Origin of the sequence: Filimonas effusa (genome assembly GCF_004118675.1) — a bacterium.
GTDB lineage: Bacteria > Bacteroidota > Bacteroidia > Chitinophagales > Chitinophagaceae > Filimonas > Filimonas effusa.
This window is the reverse complement of the sequence record NZ_SDHZ01000001.1, coordinates 2,340,645-2,364,674: the sequence shown is the minus strand read 5'-3', so window position 1 is coordinate 2,364,674 and position 24,030 is coordinate 2,340,645. Positions and strand designations below refer to the sequence as shown.

The 24,030-nt window shown below is 46.7% G+C and carries 16 protein-coding genes; 14 read left to right on the top strand and 2 right to left on the bottom strand.

Annotated elements, in window-relative coordinates; all coding sequences use genetic code 11:
- The first annotated feature begins 8 nt into the window (after positions 1–8).
- The 8 genes from ESB13_RS08705 (at position 9) to ESB13_RS08670 (ending at position 13,545) form a co-directional block, all read left to right on the top strand.
- Entirely contained in the window at positions 9–983 is a 975-nt protein-coding gene (locus ESB13_RS08705) for a glycoside hydrolase family 16 protein (RefSeq protein WP_129002607.1), read from the top strand.
- 47 nt (positions 984–1,030) lie between these two features.
- On the top strand, positions 1,031–3,085 hold the full coding sequence (locus tag ESB13_RS08700) for a DUF2264 domain-containing protein (RefSeq protein ID WP_220399579.1): 2,055 nt from the start codon (positions 1,031–1,033) through the stop codon (positions 3,083–3,085).
- 12 nt (positions 3,086–3,097) lie between these two features.
- On the top strand, positions 3,098–3,409 hold the full coding sequence (locus ESB13_RS08695; protein WP_129002606.1) for an L-rhamnose mutarotase: 312 nt from the start codon (positions 3,098–3,100) through the stop codon (positions 3,407–3,409).
- Positions 3,410–3,574: 165 nt separating this feature from the next.
- Complete coding sequence (locus ESB13_RS08690) at positions 3,575–4,171, top strand: RNA polymerase sigma factor (protein WP_164974141.1); 597 nt, start codon at positions 3,575–3,577, stop codon at positions 4,169–4,171.
- Positions 4,172–4,345: 174 nt separating this feature from the next.
- Positions 4,346–5,359, top strand: a complete 1,014-nt coding sequence (locus tag ESB13_RS08685; RefSeq protein WP_129002604.1) for a FecR family protein — start codon at positions 4,346–4,348, stop codon at positions 5,357–5,359.
- A 37-nt stretch (positions 5,360–5,396) separates the two neighbouring features.
- Positions 5,397–9,056: a SusC/RagA family TonB-linked outer membrane protein gene (locus ESB13_RS08680; protein WP_129002603.1), complete on the top strand. Its 3,660-nt coding sequence runs from the start codon at positions 5,397–5,399 to the stop codon at positions 9,054–9,056.
- 11 nt (positions 9,057–9,067) lie between these two features.
- Complete coding sequence (locus ESB13_RS08675) at positions 9,068–10,480, top strand: RagB/SusD family nutrient uptake outer membrane protein (protein ID WP_129002602.1); 1,413 nt, start codon at positions 9,068–9,070, stop codon at positions 10,478–10,480.
- 68 nt (positions 10,481–10,548) lie between these two features.
- The gene (locus tag ESB13_RS08670) at positions 10,549–13,545 is read left to right on the top strand and encodes an alpha/beta fold hydrolase (protein WP_129002601.1); all 2,997 of its coding nucleotides are present in this window, start codon (positions 10,549–10,551) and stop codon (positions 13,543–13,545) included.
- A 20-nt stretch (positions 13,546–13,565) separates the two neighbouring features.
- On the opposite strand, the gene ESB13_RS08665 is transcribed toward ESB13_RS08670, so the two are convergent.
- Positions 13,566–14,123 (bottom strand): DNA-3-methyladenine glycosylase I, encoded by a 558-nt coding sequence (locus tag ESB13_RS08665; RefSeq protein ID WP_129002600.1) that lies wholly within the window; start codon positions 14,121–14,123, stop codon positions 13,566–13,568.
- A 186-nt stretch (positions 14,124–14,309) separates the two neighbouring features.
- On the opposite strand from ESB13_RS08665, the gene ESB13_RS08660 reads away from it, so the two are divergent.
- Complete coding sequence (locus ESB13_RS08660) at positions 14,310–16,721, top strand: glycoside hydrolase family 35 protein (RefSeq protein ID WP_129002599.1); 2,412 nt, start codon at positions 14,310–14,312, stop codon at positions 16,719–16,721.
- 303 nt (positions 16,722–17,024) lie between these two features.
- Here ESB13_RS08660 and ESB13_RS08655 read toward each other — a convergent pair whose 3' ends face one another.
- Complete coding sequence (locus ESB13_RS08655; RefSeq protein ID WP_129002598.1) at positions 17,025–17,942, bottom strand: helix-turn-helix transcriptional regulator; 918 nt, start codon at positions 17,940–17,942, stop codon at positions 17,025–17,027.
- A gap of 194 nt (positions 17,943–18,136) precedes the next feature.
- On the opposite strand from ESB13_RS08655, the gene ESB13_RS08650 reads away from it, so the two are divergent.
- Genes ESB13_RS08650 through fucO form a run of 5 tightly spaced genes read left to right on the top strand, consistent with a single transcriptional unit; the run spans position 18,137 to position 24,004 of the window.
- Positions 18,137–19,624, top strand: a complete 1,488-nt coding sequence (locus ESB13_RS08650; RefSeq protein WP_129002597.1) for a rhamnulokinase — start codon at positions 18,137–18,139, stop codon at positions 19,622–19,624.
- A gap of 33 nt (positions 19,625–19,657) precedes the next feature.
- Positions 19,658–20,914, top strand: coding sequence for an L-rhamnose isomerase (locus ESB13_RS08645; protein ID WP_129002596.1), 1,257 nt, complete (start codon positions 19,658–19,660; stop codon positions 20,912–20,914).
- 9 nt (positions 20,915–20,923) lie between these two features.
- Positions 20,924–21,955: an L-rhamnose/proton symporter RhaT gene (rhaT, locus tag ESB13_RS08640; RefSeq protein WP_129002595.1), complete on the top strand. Its 1,032-nt coding sequence runs from the start codon at positions 20,924–20,926 to the stop codon at positions 21,953–21,955.
- 36 nt (positions 21,956–21,991) lie between these two features.
- Positions 21,992–22,801, top strand: a complete 810-nt coding sequence (rhaD, locus tag ESB13_RS08635) for a rhamnulose-1-phosphate aldolase (RefSeq protein ID WP_129002594.1) — start codon at positions 21,992–21,994, stop codon at positions 22,799–22,801.
- Between the two features lie 45 nt (positions 22,802–22,846).
- Complete coding sequence (gene fucO, locus ESB13_RS08630) at positions 22,847–24,004, top strand: lactaldehyde reductase (RefSeq protein ID WP_129002593.1); 1,158 nt, start codon at positions 22,847–22,849, stop codon at positions 24,002–24,004.
- Positions 24,005–24,030: the final 26 nt, after the last annotated feature.

Sequence of the window (24,030 nt, the reverse complement as noted above, 5' to 3'; positions counted from 1 at the left end):
TGATTGGTATGATACAAATAAACTTATTACTTGCGTCGGCTGTGCTGAGCTTTGTTGCCTGCAGCGCGCAACAAAATGCAGTAGTTGCCACTGCAGCCGATGCTCCCCGTGGTACGGCGGTTGTCACAGCACACCAGGTATCCAAAGCTGAAGCAGTTGTTGCGCGCCCCGGCATGTTGCAAGCCGCATCAGTTGCAGAAGGCGCTTCACAACCAGACGATGGTTATCGCCTGGTATGGTCGGATGAATTCAATAATAATGGTAAGCCGGATTCTGCCAAATGGGGCTATGAATATGGCTTTGTCAGGAATAATGAACTACAGTGGTACCAGCCTGATAATGCGAACTGCGGCAACGGTATGCTGGTTATTGAAGCCCAAAAAACAAAACAACCTAATCCCGGTTATAAAGAGGGTAGCAGGGACTGGCGCAAGAGCCGGCCGGATATCGACTACACTTCATCCTGCATTCTAACCCGCGGCAAAGGAGAATGGCTTTATGGCCGCTTTGAGCTTAAAGCCAGGATAGACATCAGTGAAGGCATCTGGCCTGCCTGGTGGACATTGGGTGTGAGCAAGCCCTGGCCTGCCAATGGGGAAATAGATATCATGGAGTATTATAAGGGCAGGCTGCTCGCCAACATCGCCTGCCTGGGAGCTAACAGGAATGCACATTGGTTCAGTAATACTTATAAGGTGGATTCGCTCGGCGGCAAAGCCTGGGCGGAACAATTTCATATCTGGCGTATGGATTGGACCAAAGAGTATGTTGCGCTTTATGTTGACGATCAGTTATTGAATAAGGTTGAGATGAGTGAGCTGGCCAATAAAGACAACAGTGGTTTTAACCCGTTTCAGCAGCCGCATTATATGCTCATCAATATGGCTATAGGTGGTATGAATGGCGGCGATCCTTCCCATACCAGCTTTCCCCGGAAGTATGAGGTGGATTATGTAAGAGTTTATCAAAAAGCGACCGAGTGATCTTTTTGAAAGGATACCAATATTTCAGTCATCTACCATTTATTGCAATGAAAAAGTTTATTTGTTACATATTATTACTTGCCTGCTGTGGCGGCCCTGGTGTTTTTGCCCAGTCGGCTACAGTTGTTTCCAGTAGTGCTCTCCATACCATGCCTGAAGAAAAAACTGTTTTCCGGATCGAGAAGCCTGACTGGAATACAAGTCCGCTGACAGGCGTAACGCGTCAGCACTGGAAAGACGCGGCTTTATATTTACTTCAGGGCGCATTCAGTTATATCCATTCGATAGAGGATCCGATGAAGTTTCCCAAACAACCGGGTAAAAGTTATCCGCGTAAGCCGGGTATCGACAGAACGGAGCTGCTGGAAGGCCTTTGCCGTACGTTATTCATTGCGGTGCCGCTGTTAAAGGAAGATCCTTCGCTTACCGTCAACAATATTAAAGTTGCCGATTACTATCGTTATCATATTAGCCAGTTACTTGATTCCAACAGTACCGCTTATATAAGACCCCGTGGTAGTATTACCTGGCCTACACAAACCCTGGTAGAGTTTGGTGCGCTGGCTGTTTCTCTCTCTGTAATCCCTGAAGTCCTTTGGGAGCCTTTGCCACAACAACAAAAAGATCTGCTTGCCCAAACCATGATCAGTTATGGCGATGGCCCCACTGTTGGCTCCAACTGGAAGTTCTTCAATATTTTTGTGCTAAGTTTCTTTAAAGACAAAGGATATCCTGTTAATGAAAAATTATTAAAGGAATATATCGATAAGTCACTTGCTCATTATCGCGGCAATGGGTGGTATAACGATGCACCTGCGTACGATTATTACAGTATGTGGGCTTTCCAGATGTACGGGCCTATATGGGCGGAACTCTATGGTAAGAAATATTTCCCGCGTGAGGCTGAAATCTTTGAAAGTAATTTTCGTGAGTTGAAATCCAGCTATCCCTATCTCTTCAGCAGGAATGGGGAAATGATCATGTGGGGGCGTAGTATGAGTTATCGTTTCGGGTCGGCCATTCCATTTCCGTTAATGGGGCTTGTGAAAGATACGGGTGTGAACTATGGCTGGATGCGCAGGATTGCATCGGGTGTTATGCTGCAGTTTCTTCAAAATCCCGAGTTCCTGGAAGATAACGTACCCACGCTTGGTTTTTATGGCGCTTACGAACCTGCTGTTCAGCCTTATAGCTGCCGTGGCAGTGTTTATTGGATGGGTAAACTTTTCCTGGGTTTGCTGGTACCGGAAAGCAGTCCATTCTGGACGGCCAAAGAAAATGAAGGTGCATGGGGAACTGAATTGAAAGAAGGGAATATATATCATAAATTCCAGGACAGTTCCAATATCCTGATTACCGATTATCCTAATATCGGCGCTTCTGAGATCCGGGCCTGGTGTCATGTAAAGGCGATTAAAGCGAATGAGCCTTTCCGCGCCAGCGAGAACTATAACCGCTTATCTTATAACAGCGCCTTTCCCTGGCAATCGGATAGTGCCGAAGGTGTTGTTGCCATGAATTATATTTTCCTGAATAAAGATAAGTTCTGGGAACCCTGGCGTCTTTATAACTTTAAAAAATTTGATAAGGGTATTTACTACCGTGATGCGGAACTTGAAACCAATCCGGCAGTGCGTTTCAACTTAGCTGATCTGCCGCTACCCAATGGCATTCTGCGTATCGACAGAAATATCAGTTCGGACAGTGTAAACATGGTATTGGGGCATTATGCACTCCCCCAATTAAAGGGGAACATTACGGAAACGACGCGTAAGCTAAAACAATACGAGATAAAAATTATCGATAACGGTGTTTATCAGCTTGCTATGATACCATTGCAAGGATGGCAGAAAACAGTGGTGCAGAAGGCGGAAGGTATTCACCCGGTGAGCCGTATCAGCAAAGTCATAAATGTTACTGCAATTGCTGCTCCGGCCGCTGAAAATCCCGCTATTTATGCTACCTTAATGCTATGGAAGAAATCAGGCCAGCGCTGGACCGATGAAGAATTAATGCCTGTTAAAAAAATAGAGATTGCCAAGGATAAAAAGTCTGTGAAGCTGGTGATGAGAGATGGAGCTACGCATTCAGTAGAATACTAAAACCTAAGCCATATGAAAAGGATTGCTTTTAAAATGCAGTTAAAACCTGGTTGCCTCGCCGAATATCAAAAGCGCCATGATGCTATCTGGCCAAGTCTCGCAACCTTAATACAGAAATCGGGTATCAGCGATTATGATATCTTTTGTGATGAAACTACGGGAACACTCTTTGGAGTGCAATACTGCTCGGGTACTTCGTCACAAAGTCTTGGTGATAACGAGCTGGTGCAGGAATGGTGGGCATATATGTCGGACATCATGGAAACCAATTCCGACTTTTCGCCACAAACTACGCCGCTCACGAGGGTATTCCATCTCGATTAGCCTAATATTGGCCTGCGGCCGCTTGTTTCTGTTTGCTGCGGATAAGATGGATAAACTGCAGCATTTGAGAACCGGCGATTAACGCCAGGTTAGTTCCCATTTTGTGATCCGGTTCTTTGGCGGGGAACAAGGGGGCCGCCTGCTTTTTTAATTATCTTTACTGTCTTGAGAAAAGAGGACAGTACTTTATGGAATGAGTTTTTAAACGGTAACAGGGAATCGTTTGAAGCCATCTATGCCTTATATCATAAAAATCTTTATGAGTATGGTATGCGTAAGGCCGATGACGAGGACCTGGTAAAAGACTGCATCCAGGACCTTTTTGTAAGGCTCTGGACAAAACGGAACTCCATTAGTGCCACCACGAATATCAAGTACTATCTCATGGCCGCCCTGAAAAATCTGCTGCTGAACTCGGATATCAGGAAAGCCCGTACCCCGGTTGTAGAACTCGAAGAAAATGCTTTCTTTAAAATGAACTTCGTGGAGCAGGAGCTCCCGCCTTCCCGTCAGCCCGATGAGCAAACCATCCGTCTCATGGCAGCGCTCAACCAGCTTACCGGCCGCCAGAAAGAGGTGCTTTACCTACGTTATTTCGAAGAAATGGACTATGAGCAAATAGCGCAGCTCATGGATATTTCCGTAAAAGGCATTTATAAGCTCAACTACAGGGCGATCGACGCCCTGAAAGAGATTCTCAACCTTCCGAAGAACGATATCCTCGTATTACTTGCTGTTTGCAGGTTATACTTCATGAAATAAACCCGCTCTGACCAATAAAACCCGAAAAATAACGCCGTGATTTTGCTAGTCAATAGCAAATCAAAGAGTGTTTTAGATATTATAATCAAAATAATATGAAGAAATCTTTTGTCCTGTGGGGTAATTCCGCAGGTTTTGTTGTTTGTATTTACAAGGCATATAAAGAGATACTGCGTGGAGAAATATAACGACTATACTGCTGCTGATTTTTTAGATGACAACTTCTTCATCCTTTATATAAGAGATGCGGAACCGGCTGTGGTTGCGCAATGGGAGCAGTGGTTGCAAACCAATCCTGCGAGTATGCCTGCTTTTAACGAAGCGCAGCAATATCTCTATGCCGTGCTAAGCGCCGAACGTATCAGGCCCGATGACGCATTTGAAAGTACCATGCTGGCTGGAATAAGGGCTGGTATTGGTGCTGAGGAAAGGAGGATAACGCGTATCCGCCGTATCCGGTTCTGGACGGCAAGTGCTGCGGCCTGCCTGGCGTTGGTGGCTGCATCGGTATGGTATTACCGTACGCCAGTGGTCATAAGCACGCAGCTCGGCGAACACCGCAGGGTAGAATTGCCCGATCATAGCATCATTACCCTGAATGCCAATTCATCCTTAACCTATTATCATGCCTGGTGGTTGCGGAACAAAAGGGAAGTATGGTTGAAAGGAGAGGCTTTATTCGAGGTGGCTCATATCAACCGCGATACCAGTCATATAGCGCCCGGGGAACGTTTTATAGCCTATGCCGGGCCGTTACAGGTACAGGTATTGGGTACTACATTCAATATTAAACAACGCCGGAACGAAATAGCGGTGTCACTGATTAAAGGAAAGATCAGTGTAACCAATAGCCGGCAGGGTAATCCCGTATTGTTGGAGCAGGGTGCCGCTGTAAGGCTGGTAAACGATTCGTTGATTACCACTCATGTCAACGAACTGACCAACCAGCCTGCTGCATGGATCGATAGCAAGATCATTGCACATGGCATGAGCGTTCAGGATATTATCAATAATTATGAAGATACGTATGGGTACAGGATTGTACTAGACAATCCGGCCCTTGCCAAAAAAACTATAGACGGTACTATTTCAATAGGAGCAGAGGACAATCTGCTGTTCATGTTGGCCAACATTCTGAATACCGATATAGAGCGAAACGGGAAGCTTATTTACCTGAAATCGAGGTAAGGCTTTCATACTGCTGATTTAAAACTTTTAAAAAAGTATGAGACAAACAACTGTTTATCTGCTTAGGTTTTGTTTGCTGCTGTTTCCGGTGATCGTGGGAAGTAAATCTGCTGAAGCCCAGCAACAGAAAGCAAAACGTATTTCCTTAAAACAGGCGATAGAAGCAGTAGAGAAAAAGTTCGGGACAAAATTTGCTTACGAACATAACCTGCTGGAAGGAAAGTTTACAACGGAAGAGGCGCTTAAAGGCGAAACGGTTCCGGAGATACTGAAGAGCCTGCTCTATCCTAATAACCTGATCTTCCTGTATGTCAGCAATAATGCATATTCTATTGTAGCCCGCAGTGCCAGCTTCTTCCAGGGTAATACGCCTGCACCTTCCAGGGAGATTGAAGTAGTGGTTAACATGGGACAGGCACCCGTGAAACAAACGGTGCGTGGTTTGGTTACTGATTTAAGAGGAACCCCACTTCCTTTTGTGAATATCTGGGTAAAGGGTTCCAACAATGGCAGCCAGACTTCGGACAGGGGGGAATTCCTTGTTTCCAACGTTTCTTCTAACGACACGCTGGTATTTACTTATGTAGGCTTTCTTACCGAAACAGTGGGTGTGAACGGCCGTAACAGCATCACTGTACAAATGCTGCCTGATAGCAAGAATACACTGGATGAAGTAGTGGTGGTTAGCACCGGTTTGCAGCAGTTGCCCAAAGAAAGGGCTACAGGCTCTTTTTCTACTATTAGTGCGAAGGAAATAGAAAAGGTGCCGGTGCCTAACGTTATCCAGCGTATCGAGGGCATGATTCCCGGTGTAAAGATCAATGTGAGGGGAGGGGACAGGAGTTTTGTTTATGCTGGCTCCGGTAACCTGCGTTCTGCCTCCAGCGCCACGCGTACAACGGGCAGAAACGACTACGATATGGCCATCAGGGGTACCAGTACTTTCAATGCGGAGACTTTTCCGCTGGTAGTGCTTGATGGCGCTATCACCGAAATGGATATCTCTACGCTCAACCCCGATGATATAGAAAGTATCAGTTTTCTTAAAGATGCGGCAGCAGCTTCTATCTGGGGCGTACGTGCTGCCAATGGGGTGATGGTTATTACTACCAAAAAAGGGCGCGCCAACCAGGTGCCTTCCATTTCTTTTTCGGCCAACGCTTCTATTGCGGGCAAGCCGGATGTCGGTTACCTGCATATGATGAACTCCGCTGAAATGATAGATTATGAAACGGAACTGGTTCGCCGTGGTTACCTGAATGCTACTAATATCAATGCTTCCAGCTATAATACCGCGGTTTACTATCCTGCACCGGCTTCTGCGCTGGCATTAAAAAGACAGGCCGGTTTAATTTCCCAGGCGGCCTACGACGCCTCTATCGATTCCTTGTCCCGTATCAACAACTACGATCAGATCAACAAGTATATTCTGCAACCCGCCAATTCGCAGCAGTATAACCTGTCTGTAAGTGGTGGCAACAACTATTCCAGCTATTTCTATTCTGCTTCTTACAGTAAGGAAAGACCTAATACAAGAAGGTCGGATGGTAGTCGCCTTACACTGACTTTTAACAACAACTGGAAACTGTTTAAGATAGCAACGCTTACAACGAGCTTCAAAGGATCTTTCTTTAAGCTCAATAACAATGGTCTTGCGCTTACTTCACTATTTAATGCCAACAATTCGCCTTTGTTGCCTTACCAGTTGATAACAGATGAAAACGGGAAAGGTATCAATTACGACAGAACGAACCCGGACTGGACACGCACTGTTTCTGGTTACCGTTCCTGGACCTATAACTATATGGATGAGCTGAACTATGGCGATAATACCAGTAATGATAATAACTATGTAGCCAATATCGATTTGAAAGTGCCTGTTTACAAAGGGCTTGAGGCGAGTGTAATGTACACGAACGAGCGGTCTTTCGGTGGCGCAAAAAATTATTATGATCCGCGTACTTACTATTTCAGAAACACCGTTAATAGTGCTTACTATCCTTCGGCGCCAACGGAGCAGCAGCTGATATTACCTGACGGTACAGGCATTCTTTCCCAGAGCGATGTAAAAGTGAATAACTATGCGTTGCGTGGACAGCTTTCTTATAATAAGGTGATTAACCGTATTCACCAACTGAATGTAATTGCAGGCAGCGAGATCAGGCAAACACAAATTACAGGAGCAACAAACACTATTTATGGTTATAATCCGCAAACCGGTATCTCAACACCTGTAAACTTTGGTTCCTACGCGTATTATTCTCCGGCAGGTTATTCAACCAGTATTGGCGGAGCGCCCACCTATACCGATAAAAGGCGCCGTTATCTTTCTTATTTCAGTAACGCGGCGTACACGCTGCTAAATAAGTATTCTCTTTCTGCGAGTGTACGTTACGACGACTATAATAACTTTGGTCTTGACCGGAAATACCGTGCTACTCCGGCGTGGTCTACCGGTGCTAAATGGGCGATTTCGAAGGAAGAATTCATGAAGCCACTTACATGGATAAGCAATCTGGGACTGCGTCTTACTTATGGTGTAAATGGTAATATTGCTCCTGATCAGTTTCCCTATACTTATGTGGCTGTAGGTGGTTCTCCCGACCCCGTAACGGGATTGCCTTATTCTTCCGTTATCAACCTGGCTAATCCTCAATTGAGCTGGGAGAAAACATATGTTACCAACATTGCGCTGGATTTCGGATTCCTGGATAACAGGATCAGCGGTGCTATTGATTTTTATAATAAAGACGGAAGGAACCTTGTATATGGTTTTCCTATAAATCCAGCTTATGCAGGATTGGTGAATGGTTCTGTTTACAGTGGTACAACCCTCGTGCGCAATACGGCTACCTTATCCGGCAAAGGTGTTGACATGAGCCTGAACGGTGTCATGTTCTCTAAAAAAGACTGGAGCTGGAGTGCTGGACTTACGTTCTCTTATAATACCAATAAGGTAACCGACAGCCGTTTCGATACTTCTGCGCTTTCGGCTTATACCAAGTCTTATAATGTATATTCTATCGGGCAACTGGCAGGATTTGCAACGGATAAACTAATGGTATTCCGTAATGCAGGGCTGAATGCTGCCGGTAATACAAGAACCTACAACGCCAATGGCGATACGGTGGGAAGCAGTACCTATCTTGCTTTTGCAGATCTGAAAAATGCGGGACGTACCAGTGCACCTTTCTTTGGTGGTCTCAATACCTCGTTCAAGTATAAGAGCTTTACGGTTTATGCCATGCTTACTTACCAGTTTGGTAATGTATTCCTGAAGCCTACTGTCAGCAGCTATCTTACGCAATATTACAGGATGACGTACGATTTGAGCGGTGCGGTTGCCGACCGTTGGAAACAACCCGGCGACGAACTGCGTACGAATGTACCCGGCCTTGCCGGAAACGCAACAACGGTGAATAATAACCTGATGCGTTTTGCGTATTCCGATGCGAATGTGTTGCCGGCCGATTACATCCGTCTCAGGGAAATTTCACTGAGCTACCAGTTGCCGTCTTCACTGTTGCCCCGTGATGTTATAAAAGGAGCAAGTCTTACTGCAACTGTCCGTAATCTTGGATTGTTATGGACTGCCAATAAAGAAGGATATGATCCTGACTTTATCGGTTATCCGGGTGGTTCTTATAGTTTGCCGGCGGCTAAGTCTTATAATTTATCATTAAGTATTAACTTTTAATGTTACTCCACATGAAAGTATTTAACTATAGCATTTTACTGGTACTGACTGCTTTCTTTGCAGGCTGCCAGAAATATGTGGATATAAAAACGCAGGGAGTGCTGGTACCTGGTGAATACCAGAACTACAGAACCATGCTCAACTATACCTACAATTTTGAATCAGGCGCCGGACTGGGCGACTACTCTTCAGATGATGTACAGTATGTAGACGGCAGTCAGCAGCAGCTGGATCTTTTTGGTAACCAATATTACGCTCATGTTGGCAATAGCTATATGTGGGCAGCGGATATTTTCCCGGAAGTAAGTTCTTCTTATATAGATGCCAACTGGGCATCTTTATATAATACCATCACTGTTTCCAACATCGTGATCTCCGAGGTGCCTAATATCAGCGATTCGGGTGTGGCTGCTCAAAATAAGCTGATCGCCGAAGCAAGAGTGCATAGGGCAGATGCTTACCTGAGCCTGGTGAACACTTATGGTAAACCTTACAATGCTGCCACGGCTGCTACTGATCTGGGTGTTCCATTGGTGTTAACGCAAACTACTACCCAGCTGCTTAACAGGGCTTCTGTTCAGGCGACGTATAACCAGATCATCGCCGATCTGAAGTGGGCTATTCCTTACCTGCCTGCTTCCCAGACCTTTAACACGCTTCCATCCAAGCCATCTGCCTTTGGCGTACTGTCGCGTTGTTACTTCTATATGAACAACTACGACAGCGCTGCTGTGTTTGCTGATAGCGCCTTGTTATACAGAAGTACGCTGAATGACCTGGCGCCACTTACTGAAATTTCAGCTGCAACTTATCCTATAAGAAGAAGCGATCCTGAAATATTATTATCTAAAGTATCGGCATACTATGGGGTGTCGGGATATACGCCTACTTCTATGCGTCTCAGCGATACGTTGCTGAATGTATTGGGCACAAAAGACCAGCGCTATAACCTCTTTACAGTGCCGGCTTCAATGATTTCTTCAAGTTATGAAGATGCAGGAGGACGCTACTTCTACCTGGATAATTTCTTGTATGAAGCCAGGAATGTAGGTCCTACTGTGCCCGAGATGATGCTTATTAAAGCAGAAAATTACGCACGTAAAGGTGATGCCGCCAGTGCTATGACCTGGGTGAACAGGCTGAGAATAAAGCGTTTCAAAGCAGCCGACTATACGCCCGAATCCGCATCCGATGCCAATGATGCATTGGTAAAAGTGATCCAGGAAAGGCAACGTGAATTCTTTTGCCGTATTCTCCGCTGGTGGGATATGCGTCGCCTGAAATCGGAGACTCGTTTTCAGCGTACACTTACCCGCAGGTTCGGAGGTGTTACGTACACATTGGAACCTAACAGCAACAGGTATGTATTTCCAATTTCTGCGTATAACAGAACACTGAATCCTGAAATAGAACCTAATCCTTAGTCAATTGGTTACATGCCACCGGTTACAATGCTGTAGCCGGTGGCTATTTTATTTAATATCTCTTTGTCATGAAAAAGATCTTTAGCCTGGTAGCCTGTTGTTTTGTGCTGGCAGGCCTTGTAAAAGCCCAGGATGGACGAATTGCAGTAACACCTGTACGACCTGTGGGCGGGAATGAAATAACGATCCTGTATTATCCGGAAGCAATCCTGCAGAATGAAAATCAGGTAAAGGGAGTGATCTATATGTATGATACTACTTACCGCTGGCAAACCTTCGACCTGCCTTTAACCAGGTTGGGAGATACTGCCTGGAAAGGTAATTTCACACTCCCGGCAGATGCTGCCTTCCTGGCTTTTAAATTCAAGGGCGATTCAGCCACCGACAACAGGAGAGATACCGGCTATTTTCATATGGTAGATGCTGCCACAGGCGGACTTGCGGCAGGTGCGGAAGCGGGATATGGTTTGCTGCGCTCTCCTTCCTATGAACTGGGTGTGCCCGGCTATTTTAATGACTTTACCATCAGTGACACGGCTACCTATATGTGGCTGAGCAATGAAATCATGCGACATCGCAACCTGGCGCCGCGTAAGCTGGTGATTCCTTACCTGAAGGCCTCTCTTAAATTTAAAGAAGCTACTATGGCAGCAGCGGCCAGGGCGGCAGCTTACCTTTCTTCTCTTCCTGATAAGTCGGAGCAGGACTTGCTGAAGGTATATGTTATTTACCGCGACTTCCTAAAGAATGCCCAGGCTGCTGATTCGCTTTCAAAAGCGATTCTTGCAAAATATCCGGGCGGACATCTAGCGAGGTGGCAGGCTTATCGTGAATACCTTGGTGCAAAAGATGCAAAAGCCCAGTTACAAACCAGCCGTGCACTCATCACGAAATTCCCTCCATCCGAAGCGGATGCTGATATCAATAATGTAATGGGCATCGACTATAACAGGGTTTTCCGCAGCCTGCTGATGATAGGTATTCAGAACGACACGATTCTGAAACAGTTTGCGCCTATTGCTCCCTTTGATCGTTTGCCTGAACTGTATTATAAAGCAGTAGAAATTCCTTTCGATATTCAAAAGAGTAAAACTGCCGCTGAGGTATATCCTTTGGCAAAGCTTATCCTTGATCGCATGGCTTTTTATAAGGCCAATAAGCCGGCAGCTTCCTGGAGTTATTCGCCGGAAGAGTGGGCAGCATATTGCGATGAAATGTTTCGTTATACCAATATCATTCAGATAGCGATACTGCAGGCAACAGGCCGTACACAGGAAGCGTTGGAGCTGGCAAATAAAGCACAGGGCTACCTGAAGTATTCAAGGGCAAGGCTTAACGATATACAAGCAGCCTTGTTACAGGGAAAGGGCAATGAGAAAGCATTGCGTGAGGTGCTGGAAAATAGTATTCGCTTTAACCAGGCTACTGCAACAATCATTGCCATGGCCAAAAAGCAATACAAAGCCACGCATCCCAAAGCTACCGCAGGCGAAGTGGACAGCTATCTCGAATCGTTGAAAGACGCGCATACCATAGAGCTGATGCGGGAAGAGGTAAAGAATGCCATAGTTTCTTATACCGCGGAAGATTTTTCGCTGCAGGAAAGAAATGCAGGCATAGTGAAACTGTCCGACCTGAAAGGTAAAACAGTAGTTCTCGACTTCTGGGCTACCTGGTGTGCTCCCTGTAAAGCGGGCATGGCTGGTATGAAACTGGCGCTGGAGAAATATGCCAACGATCCTGACGTCGTATTTTTCTTTGTAGATACCCAGGAACATGACGCCGGTTATAAAGAAAAGGTGAATGCCTTCCTGAAACAAATGGGCTACAATAATTTCAGGGTCCTGTTCGATAAAGGCGAAGAAACCTATGCAAAATATGCCAGCCAGATCCATACCTCGGGTATTCCCTTTAAAGTAGTTATCAATAAAGAAGGTAAACTGGTCTTCGCTAACGTAGGTTATAAAGGTAGTCCCACCGCCCTCGCCGACGAAATCACGATGATGATCGATATGGCAAAAGGCGAAGACGACAGCAAAGTGCAGGCGCCACGTCCTCCATATCCTTATACCAGTGAACGCATACAATATTATAATGCCGATAGTTCTATTCACTTTGGCGCTACCATCACTATTCCCGCAAATGCAAAGAACTGTCCTGCGGCAGTGATCCTTTCCGGAACTGGTCAGCAGGATCGCGATGGAGTGATGGCAGGCCATCCTATGTTCGCCGTCATTGCCGATGAACTGTCCCGCAAAGGCATCGTAGTTTTAAGAGTCGATGACAGGGGCGTAGGTGAAACCACCGGCGATTATTATACTACCACCACACGCCAGTTTTCCGAAGATGCATTGGCCGGTATCAACTATTTATTATCCCGCAAAGAAGTCGATCCTCGTAAAACAGGCCTCATAGGGCATAGCGAAGGAGGGATTGCCGCTTGCATGGCTGCAGCAGCTTCCGAAAAAGTACGCTTTGTGGTCAGCCTTTCTTCAATGGGCATCAGTGGACTGGAAGCGCTCCGCCTGCAAAATGATGTGATCATCGATAAATCGCCCGCAACGCCTACCAATAAAATAAGGTTTAAAGCTGCCAACAGTGCTTTCTTCCCTGTGGCTTTTAAATATGCCGATGCTTCCGACCTGGAGGCCCGTCTTCGCGAGGCCTATAAAAAATGGCATATCGAAGACAGTATTTTCGTAGCTGCACAGCCTCCGAAAGAAACTGATCATTTTTTCTATCCTTTTGAAGGTTATGTGAGGCAGGCTACCGGTCCCTGGTATCGTGGTTTCATCACTTACGATCCAGCGAAAGTGTTACCCCTTATTAAAGTGCCGGTGCTGGCAATCAATGGTGAAAAAGACATCATCTCTATTGCTGATGAAAACCTTGCCGGCTTCAAAAAATATATACCCGCAAAACAATTGCAAACCTGGAAGGTGCCCGGTCTCAATCACCTTTACCAGCATTGCACCACATGCACTACCGATGAATACGCGAAGCTGAAAGAAACCTTTGCGCCCGAAGTATCCGAACGCCTGGTGTCGTTTATCGGTAGTCTCTAGTTTTTCTCATGTATAGGTTGTCATGGCCGGCCCTTATCTAACCATTTGGGACCGGCCTTTTTTATTTTTACCTGTATGGGGCAATCCGCACCATGTGCCCCTGGCAAATAACCGATGCTCATCAAAAACTCATTCACGATTTCACCGCCCGTGAACCGGAAAGTCTTCTTGAATAGTTTTATCCACTCCGCCAGGCTAAGCGGATGATGTGCCTCCAGCCACTTTTCAAACGAGCCGTATTCTTTTTGTAATGCCAGTATCGTACGCGCATTTTCAATAGCCGCATTTACCTTTAACCGGTTCCTGATGATGCCGCTGTCTGCCAGCAGACGTTCCCTGTCTGTTTCATCATAGGCAGCCACTTTCTTAATATTGAAGTTGTGATACGCTTTCCGGAAGCCTGCTTCTTTACGCAATATCGTTTCCCAGCTCAGCCCCGCCTGGTTAATTTCCATTACCAAACGCCCGAATAACTCATTGTCATCATGAATCGGAAAACCATAATGATGATCATGATAAGCCTGGTGTAATGCCTTTTTGTCGGTAGGCATGGTTTCTATAACGCGGCAGTACGACATGTATTAGTTTTCTGTTTATTGCAAAATTCGGGGATAGAGGGGTATAAAATGTAGCCTGATTAACAAAATCTATAGTTAAAATGACGGCCTAAATGAAAATACCACCGTAGTATGAATGATCTACCCCTCTTTTTTCACTGTGGGGGAGAATACATTTGTAACAGGCGATAGCTGCCGTGAACTTTAATGTTATGTCAGTTTGTCTGCATTAAACCTATTTCTCACTTTAAAGCTGATGTTATCAAAACCTATCTCTTTTCTGTGCTGTTCTTCCTGGCTTTCTCATTTTCCGGCACTGTAATAGCGCAGCATAATTTTGTGGCCGGCAAAGAACAAAGCTTTTTGCTCGACGGTAAACCCTTTGTCGTACGTGCTGCTGAATTGCATTATCCGCGTATTCCTAAAGAATATTGGGATCATCGCATCAAACAGTGTAAGGCAATGGGCATGAATACCATTTGTATCTACCTGTTCTGGAACCTCCACGAGCAGCAGGAGGGGAAATATAATTTCTCCGGTGAAAACGACTTTGTTGCCTTCATTAAACTTGTTCAGCAGAATGGTATGTATTGTATCGTACGCCCCGGGCCCTATATCTGCGCCGAATGGGATATGGGTGGATTACCCTGGTGGCTGCTGAAGAAAAAAGACCTGGAAGTACGTTCCCGTTACGATAGCCTCTTCATGAGCAGTGTAAGACGTTATATGGGGAAAGTAGGTCCTATGCTGGCGCCGCTGCAAATACAGAATGGCGGTAACATCATCATGGTGCAGGTAGAAAATGAATACGGTGTATGGGGAAATGATCAGGCTTATATGACAGCCGTTCGCGACATGATCCGCAATGCTGGTCTCGATAAAGTGCAGTTATTCCGTTGCGACTGGTCCTCCAATTTCGACAGGTATGAACTCGACGATGTGGCCAGTACGCTCAACTTCGGCGCCGGTGCCAATATCGAAGACCAGTTTAAGAAGTTCAGGGAAAAGAATCCCGGCGCACCACTCATGTGCAGCGAATACTGGACAGGCTGGTTCGATCAGTGGGGACGGCAACACGAAACCCGTGGTGTAAATACCTTCATCGGTAGCCTTAAGGATATGCTCGACAGGAATATTTCCTTCAGCCTTTATATGGCACATGGCGGTACTTCGTTCGGACAATGGTCCGGCGCCAATGCACCACCCTATGCCCCAACTATTTCTTCTTATGATTATGATGCGCCTATCGATGAATCAGGCCATCTTACCCCTAAATTCTTTGCCATAAGAGAACTGCTGAGTAAGTATCTTGGCGAAGGCGAAACACTCGGCGAAATACCGGCAGAACAGGCGCCGCTGATTCAGTTAGCTCCTATCCATTTTACACAACAGGCTGCTTTGTTCGCGAACCTGCCACAGCCGGTTCAGGTAAAAGATATCCAGCCCATGGAAATGTTCAACCAGGGATGGGGACGTATACTCTATCGTACCACGTTAACGCCGGCTACCAAAGAAAGACAACTGGTAATAACAGGCGTACATGACTGGGCCAAAGTCTTTGTCAACGGTAAACCCCTGGCGCAGATCGATAGAAGAAAATCGGAAACAGGGGAAGTTACAATTCCCGCCACATCAACCAATGCCCGTTTGGATATTCTTATAGAAACCACCGGCAGGGTAAACTATGGCAAAGCCATCCTCGATCGGAAAGGTATTTCTGGTATAGTGCAACTGGTAAATGGAAAAGATACGGTAACACAACAAAACTGGCTGGTATATAACCTGCCCGTAGATGGTCCTTTCCAGGATAAACCACGTTACACGCCAATTGCGAAAACTACTTCACTGGCAGCGGCGGAACCGGCCTGGTACAAAGCCAGCTTCCAGGTAAATCAGCCCGGCGATACCTATCTCGATCTGTCGCACTGGACAAAAGGTATGGTATGGATCAATGGACGCAGTCTTGGTCGCTTCTGGAATATAGGTCCTACACAAACCATGTTCCTGCCCGGTACCTGGCTCAAAAAAGGCAGTAACGAAATCATTGTAACCGATGTGCAGCGCCCCGATTCGCTGGTGGTGAACAGTACCGTGAATCATATTTATATGCTGGGCGGTGAGCAGGAAAAACCTGTTGCTACAAAACAAAAGCAATTAAAGCTGGCGGCAGAAAAGCCTGTAGCAAAAGGTGCATTTAGTGCAGGCAGTGGCTGGAAAGAAGTGATGCTGCCGGCTACAACCAATGCCAGGTATTTTTGCCTCGAAGCCCTCAGTCCGCAACAGCAGGGCGATAAGCAGGCTTCTATCGCAGAACTCGAGATCATTGGTGAAGATGGTTCAGCCATTTCCTCCGTTAACTGGAAACTGGTTTACGCCAGCAGCGAAGAAGCAAAAACCAACAGCACGGCCGATAAAGTCTTCGACCTGCAGGAAACGCTGATCTGGCAAACTGCGGCTAAACTCAATTACCCGCACAGCATTGTAATAGATATGGGAACCAATATCAAAGTAAAAGGCTTCAGGGTACTACCCAGGGTAGATAATAAGAAAGAAGGTATGATCAAAGACTATCGCTTCTATCTTAAATCATCGCCATTCATAATCTCGGCTTTTCAATAGCAAGTTCATATAGCAGGATTGTCTGTGGGGCTGGTCAGGTATGGCCAGCCCCTTTATTTTGTCAGCAGGTAGGAGTAAGGTAGTGTAACAAAAGCACATATAAATTCCGGATGCAAAAAAAGCTACTTGCAGGCAACGCGAAGGTATACCGAAAGTATACCGAAAGCATACCATAACCGCAGATGCCTCGCACTGGCATCGCACTTGTATCGCACTTGCCTCGCACTTGATGCCCCTGGAAGCCCCGGGATTTAACCTGGGAAGCGGCCCGGCACGATACTGAAAAAACTAACTATTTTAATGCTAAAAAACAGGCTGCGGCACCAGCTTGCCCTGTGTAAACCGCCGGTATTCTCCCGGCGTCATCTCCGTTTTACGCCTGAACAGCGTAGCGTAGTATTCCGAATTGTTGAATCCCACCTCGTAAGCGATCTCTTTTATCGATAATACCGAATTGGTAAGTAAAGCCTTGCTCTTTTGTATCCGCAACTCCAGCACATACTGGTTGGGTGAAAAGCCCGTATACTCCTTAAACGAATGCCGGAACCACGAATAGCTCATCTGCACCTCCTGCGCCAGCGTTTCAAGCGGAATATCAACATTGTATTGCTCCGACAAGAGCATCCTCGCCTTGTTGATCTTATTGGCTACATCTGTTTGCTCAAAACTCGCATTCTTATGCAACGAGTATACATGCCCCAGCAAATTGCTGACAAGCCCCGATAACTGCTGCTGGAAACCCGCCGCCTCAGTCTGCGCCGTTTCTATCGCCTTACGATACAATTGTATCACCTCATCCTGGATGCCAATATCATAAACAGCCTTTTGCCGGTCAAAGAAGCCGCAGCGTACCCGCTCATGCATAATGGTTCCGTTAAACCCTATCCAGTACTCCTCCCATCCGGTTTCTTTATCAGGATGATAGTTATGCCATTCACCCGGAAACAATAAAAATGCATGCCCTTCACGCACAGTCATTTCCTTCATACTGCCCGATTGAAAGCTACCCGCTCCCTTGACAAGATATACCAGCTGAAACTCCTCTATCAAACGCCCCTTTTGCGGCGAAAACAAATAACGTGTAGGATGGTTCGCAGGAGGGTAGGGCTCATGTGCTCCTATATGCTGAAACCCAACAGTAGTAATGACATTGCCCCACAAATGATCCGATTCATTCGCCATCAAATACTGAATATGTATCGGTTGTAAAACAGGCTTCATATGAGATCACTTAAATACGGGACACCCTGTAAACAAGCGCGAAATTACCAACTTACGCTCGTAAGAACTATGACGAAACTCATCTGTCTGTGAAAGTTTTGCAAAGCCATTTTGTTAAGTATTTAAGCCAGATTCATCAACACGCATAACAAATAGCAGGACTAAGTTTGCTTACCATTCTAAACCTAACGATCATGGCCATAAATAAAACTTGCCATTTCTTTGCATTCGACTTAGGCGCTACTTCAGGAAGATCTTGTATCGCGAAAATGGAAAATGATTCCATTGAACTCCGTGAGCTCACCCGTTTCCCCAATAAAATAATTCGCATAAACGATAAATATCACTGGAATATTTACGACCTGTTCGAAGAGCTCAAACGTGGTTTGAAAACAGCCGCAGCAGAGGGGCTTACCATCGATGCTATCGGCATCGATACCTGGGGGGTCGATTTTGTTTATCTCGGTAAAGACGGCTCTCTGCTGAGCCAGCCCCGCGCTTACCGCGATCCATACACCAACGGTATGCCCGAAGAGTTCTTTAAGTCTGTACCAAAGAAAGAAGTATACGACGCCACAGGTATCCAGATCATGAACTTTAATTCCCTATACCAGCTCTACGCTGCTAAAAAGGAAAAGTCCTCAGCCCTCGAAGCGGCTTCCGATATTCTCTTTATGCCCGATGCACTGTCTTACCTGCTCACCGGGCGTAAAGTTTGTGAATATACAATTGCCTCAACCTCTCAGTTGCTCAATCCCCGCACTAAGAATTTTGAAGCCAAATTATTTGACGCCATTCCATTAAGCCCCTCTTTAATGCAACCCATTGTCATGCCCGGTGAAATCATCGGTTACGTCAATGAAAACATTCAGAAAGAGTGCGGCATAGGCAGGGTACCTGTTATTGCAGTAGCTGGTCACGATACCGGGTCTGCAGTAGTCGCAGTGCCTACTGTCGATGAAAACTTTGCTTACCTCAGCTCCGGCACCTGGTCGCTCATGGGTATCGAAGTAAACGATCCTATCATCACCGAAGAATCATACGCACTCAACTTCACCAACGAAGGCGGCGTTAATGGTACCACGCGTTTCCTGAAAAATATCACCGGCATGTGGCTCATCGAGCAATGCCGTAAAGAGTGGGAAGCTGCCGGTAATAAACTCCCTTATAGCGAAATCGACAAGCTCTCCGAATCAGCCGAAGGTTTCCGCTTTATGATCGACCCCGATCATGCCTCCTTCGCCAATCCCGATAGCATGCTCAAAGCCATCCGCGAATATTGCGTGAACACAGGACAGGCCGCACCGGTAACGCATGCCGATTTCATCCGTTGCATCTTCGACAGTCTTGCGCTTAAATACCGCAAAGTGCTCGAAAGCCTGCAGTCACTGGCGCCGTTCCCTATACAGCGTTTGCATGTAATAGGTGGTGGTGCTAATAACAAATTGCTCAACCAGTCTACTGCCAATGCTATCGGTATGCCGGTAGTATCAGGCCCTTCCGAAGCAACCGCTATCGGCAACATCATGATGCAGGCTAAAGGCGTGGGTGCCGTAAGCTCTCTTGGCGATATCCGTCGCGTCGTGCGCAACTCCGTAAGCCCCGAAACGTTCCAGCCACAGGATACCGATCAGTGGAACAAAGCTTACACCCGCTTTCGCGAAATCATCACTTATAAATAAACGCTTTCAATAACATCCATAAACAGAATTAGTATGAGTAAGGAAAATATAGTTCTCAAAGCATTTGAAATAGCTAAAGAACGTTATGCTGCGCTTGGTGTCGATGTTGATGCCGCCCTGGCCAGCTTACAGAAATTATCTATCTCCCTTCACTGCTGGCAAACCGATGACGTAGTGGGTTTCGAAACCGCAGGCAACCAGGGCGGTAGCGGTATCCAGGCTACAGGTAACTACCCCGGCCGCGCACGCAACGTCGGCGAAGTAAAAGCCGATATCGAAGAAGTGATCACACACCTCGGCGGTACACACAGGTTCAACCTGCACGCTATCTACGGTGAATTCGGCGGCAAAGCCGTTGACAGGGATCAGATCCTCCCCGAACACTTCACCGGATGGATGCAATGGGCAAAAGAAAAAGGCCTGAAAATCGACTTCAACTCCAGCTCTTTCGGACACGCAAAAAGCGGCGACCTTACCCTCGCCAACCCCGATAAAGGTATCCGTGATTTCTGGATCGAACATACCAAACGCAGCCGTGCCATCTCCGAAGCTATCGGTAAATTCCAGAACGATCCTTGTATCATGAACCTCTGGGTACATGATGGCTCTAAAGATCTTACTGTAAACCGTTATAAATACCGTCAGATCCTCGAACAATCTCTCGACGAGATCTTCGCTACAGAGTACAAGAACATGAAGGATTGTATCGAATCCAAACTCTTCGGTATCGCACTCGAAAGCTACACCGTAGGTTCTCACGACTTCTACCTGGGCTACGGTGCCAAAAAACAAAAGATCGTTACGCTCGATACAGGTCACTTCCATCTTACCGAAAGTGTTGCCGATAAAATCTCTTCTCTGCTGCTGTTCACGCCTGAGATCATGTTGCATGTTAGCCGCCCCGTTCGTTGGGACTCCGACCACGTTGTAACGCTCAACGAAGACACAATAGAACTGGCAAGAGAAATCGTAAGAGCCGATGCATTAGACAGGGTTCACGTAGGTCTCGACTTCTTCGACGCTTCTATCAACCGTATCGGTGCATATGTAGTAGGTGTAAGAGCTACACAGAAAGCATTCTTACAGGCGTTCCTCGAACCATTGGCTACCCTGCGTGAATACGAAGGTAATGGTCAGTACTTCGAAAGACTGGCACTGCTCGAAGAAGCGAAAAGCTTGCCTTGGGCGGCCGTATGGGATTACTTCTGCCTGAAAAATAATGTAGAAGTAGGCGAAGACTTCATCCCTGCCATTCAGAAATACGAGCGCGACGTTACTTCAAAACGATAACCCACGCATATGAACACGCTTATCGGATTATTAATTATAGCACTTGGGAGCCTGGGTCAATCCAGCTCCTACGTGCCTATCAAAAAAGTAAAAGACTGGTCCTGGGAATCTTTCTGGCTGGTACAGGGCGTTTTCGCATGGCTGGTCTTCCCATTGCTGGGTAGCATTATTGCAGTGCCTGAAGGCAGCAGCCTCATGCAGTTGTGGTCTTCAGGCGGTGCCCTAAAAGCCATTGGCTTTGGCGCGCTTTGGGGGATAGGTGGTCTTACTTTCGGTCTTAGCATGCGTTTCCTGGGAGTGGCCCTGGGCCAAAGTATCGCACTCGGCACCTGCGCAGCATTCGGTACGCTCTTCCCCGCCATAACAGGTCATACCGACCTCCTGCATGGCGAAGGGCTCATGCTGCTTATCGGCGTTTGCATCACGCTGGCAGGTATCGCCATCATCGGTTATGCCGGTAGCCTCCGCTCCGCAAATATGTCCGAAGAAGAAAGAAAAGCCGCTATCAAAGACTTTGCCCTTACAAAAGGCTTGCTGGTGGCTTTACTCGCAGGTGCCATGAGCGCTTGCTTTACCCTCGGCCTCGAAGTCGGCGCACCTATTAAACAGGCTGCCCTCGATGGTGGTGTAAAAGCTCTCTACGCCGGCCTCCCCGTGATCTTCCTCGTAACCGTAGGCGGATCGGTAACCAACGCGGTTTACTGCATCCAGCAGAACATCAAAAACAATACCCTCAAAGAATACGGTTCCGTTAACAAACAGGTGCTGCTGAACAATGTACTGTTCTGCGCCCTTGCCGGCGGCCTCTGGTATTCCCAGTTCTTCGGATTGGAAATGGGTAAAAGCTTTTTAACCGATAGCCCCGTATTACTTGCCTTTTCATGGAGTATACTTATGTCGCTGAACGTATTATTCAGCAACCTCTGGGGTGTTTTACTCGATGAATGGAAAGGCGCCAGCAAAAAAACAATAACCGTATTGGTATCGGGACTGATTGTTCTCATCCTCTCCGTCATTGTTGTAGCGATTGCGCAGTCATAATATTGTACTGTAATAATTATCATCAAAATAGAAAAAATGAAATCGATATTGGAATGTTCCCCCGTTATTGCTAAACAGATCGCAGATGTTGCCGAAGTAGCTGGCTACCTCTGGCAAAAGGGATGGGCGGAACGTAACGGAGGCAACATCACTATCAATATAACTGAACATGTAACCGATGAGATCAGGAATATGCCCGCTATCAGCGAGCCTATCCAGATCGGTAGAGAAATGAAACACCTGAAAGGAGGATACTTCTTCTGTAAAGGTACCAACAAACGTATGCGCGACCTGGCCCGTTGGCCTATGGAACATGGCTCCGTTATCCGCATCAGTGAAGACGGACGTTCTTATGTAATCATTGCCGACAACCCGGTACGTCCTACTTCCGAACTGCCTTCTCACTTGTCTATGCATAACTACCTTATCGGTAAAGGTTCCAACTACAGGGCTGTATTACATACACACCCCATCGACCTGGTGGCAATGACGCACAACCCTGAATTCCTCGAAAAAGATGTACTTACCTACCTCTTATGGAGTATGATTCCCGAAACAAGAGCATTCTGTCCTCGTGGTCTCGGTATCATTCCTTATAAAATGCCTAGCTCTTTCGAACTCGCAGCAGCAACTGTGGCAGAACTCGAAGAATACGACGTGGTAATGTGGGAAAAACATGGTGTTTGCGCGGTAGGTGAACATATCATGGAAGCTTTCGACATGGTAGATACCCTGTCTAAATCTGCTCAGATCTATCTCACTGCAAAATCTATGGGCTTTGAACCGGAAGGTACTTCTATGGCCGATATGAATGCATTGAGAGATCAGTTCAACTTACCTAAATAAGCATTCGATTATCGTCCATATAAACGCCCATAAACTTTAACCACTATGGCAAACCGCATTGTTTTAAACGAAACCTCCTATCACGGAGCAGGTGCCCGTTATGAGATCCTCACAGAGATCAAACGCCGGGGCTTACACAAAGCTTTCTTCATGACCGATAAAGATCTTATCAAATTTGGCGTAGCCAAAGAAGTGGAAAAGATCCTTGACGGTGCTGGTATAGCTTATCAAACTTTCGATGATATCAAAGCAAACCCTACGATCGAAAACGTACAGGCTGGCGTAGATAAGTTCCATAGCTCAGGTGCCGACTTCATCATCGCACTCGGCGGCGGCTCTGTTATCGACACCGCTAAAGGTGTAGGTATCATCGCTAAAAACCCTGAATTCTACGACGTACGATCACTGGAGGGCGTTGCTAACACCAAAAACAGGTCTGCCCTTATCATGGCATTACCTACAACTGCTGGTACCGCCGCTGAGGTCACCATCAACTATGTGATCACTGATGCCGATGCAAAACGTAAAATGGTTTGCGTCGATCCTAACGACGTTCCCGAAATAGCTTTCGTCGATCCAGAGTTGATGTACTCCATGCCCAAAGGCCTCACAGCCGCTACAGGCCTCGATGCACTTACGCACGCGATCGAATCCTATATCACCAAAGGTGGATGGGAAATGTCCGATATGTTCTCCATCAAAGCAATTGAATTGATTCACGCGCACCTCGAAAAAGCAGTGAACAATCCTTCCAGCAAAGCCGACCGCGAAGGCATGGCCCTGGCGCAATACATTGCCGGTATGGGCTTCTCTAACGTAGGCCTCGGTATCGCGCACTCTATGGCCCATCCCCTGAGTGCTATCTACGATACCCCGCACGGCGTAGCCTGCTCACTGCTGTTGCCTTTCGTAATGGAATACAACGCCGCTTCTGCCGCCGCTCCCAAATACAGGGGCATCGCTAAAGCAATGGGTGTGGCAGTAGAAGGCCTCACCGATCAGCAATGTGTGGAAGCTGCCGTAAATGCAGTAAAAGCATTGTCTCTAAGCATCGATATCCCGCAGCGCCTCAACGTCATCGGCGTGAAAAAAGAAGACATCCCCATGTTGGCTAAAGCCGCTTTCGCAGACGTCTGCACCGGCGGCAACCCCAGGGATACCTCAGTGGCAGAGATCGAAGCGCTCTACCATACAGCGTTCTAAAAGTGTGTCAGCGTATAGCATATATG

What these genes read in the sequence shown, in the direction of transcription:
- ESB13_RS08645 (WP_129002596.1), top strand. Translation starts at nt 19,658, where the DNA reads ATGAGTAAGGAAAATATAGTTCTCAAAGCATTTGAAATAGCTAAAGAA.
- ESB13_RS08680 (WP_129002603.1), top strand. Translation starts at nt 5,397, where the DNA reads ATGAGACAAACAACTGTTTATCTGCTTAGGTTTTGTTTGCTGCTGTTT.
- ESB13_RS08660 (WP_129002599.1), top strand. Translation starts at nt 14,310, where the DNA reads ATGTTATGTCAGTTTGTCTGCATTAAACCTATTTCTCACTTTAAAGCT.
- ESB13_RS08650 (WP_129002597.1), top strand. Translation starts at nt 18,137, where the DNA reads ATGGCCATAAATAAAACTTGCCATTTCTTTGCATTCGACTTAGGCGCT.
- rhaT (WP_129002595.1), top strand. Translation starts at nt 20,924, where the DNA reads ATGAACACGCTTATCGGATTATTAATTATAGCACTTGGGAGCCTGGGT.
- fucO (WP_129002593.1), top strand. Translation starts at nt 22,847, where the DNA reads ATGGCAAACCGCATTGTTTTAAACGAAACCTCCTATCACGGAGCAGGT.
- ESB13_RS08670 (WP_129002601.1), top strand. Translation starts at nt 10,549, where the DNA reads ATGAAAAAGATCTTTAGCCTGGTAGCCTGTTGTTTTGTGCTGGCAGGC.
- ESB13_RS08700 (WP_220399579.1), top strand. Translation starts at nt 1,031, where the DNA reads ATGAAAAAGTTTATTTGTTACATATTATTACTTGCCTGCTGTGGCGGC.
- ESB13_RS08695 (WP_129002606.1), top strand. Translation starts at nt 3,098, where the DNA reads ATGAAAAGGATTGCTTTTAAAATGCAGTTAAAACCTGGTTGCCTCGCC.
- rhaD (WP_129002594.1), top strand. Translation starts at nt 21,992, where the DNA reads ATGAAATCGATATTGGAATGTTCCCCCGTTATTGCTAAACAGATCGCA.
- ESB13_RS08675 (WP_129002602.1), top strand. Translation starts at nt 9,068, where the DNA reads ATGAAAGTATTTAACTATAGCATTTTACTGGTACTGACTGCTTTCTTT.
- ESB13_RS08665 (WP_129002600.1), bottom strand. Translation starts at nt 14,123, where the DNA reads ATGTCGTACTGCCGCGTTATAGAAACCATGCCTACCGACAAAAAGGCA.
- ESB13_RS08655 (WP_129002598.1), bottom strand. Translation starts at nt 17,942, where the DNA reads ATGAAGCCTGTTTTACAACCGATACATATTCAGTATTTGATGGCGAAT.
- ESB13_RS08705 (WP_129002607.1), top strand. Translation starts at nt 9, where the DNA reads ATGATACAAATAAACTTATTACTTGCGTCGGCTGTGCTGAGCTTTGTT.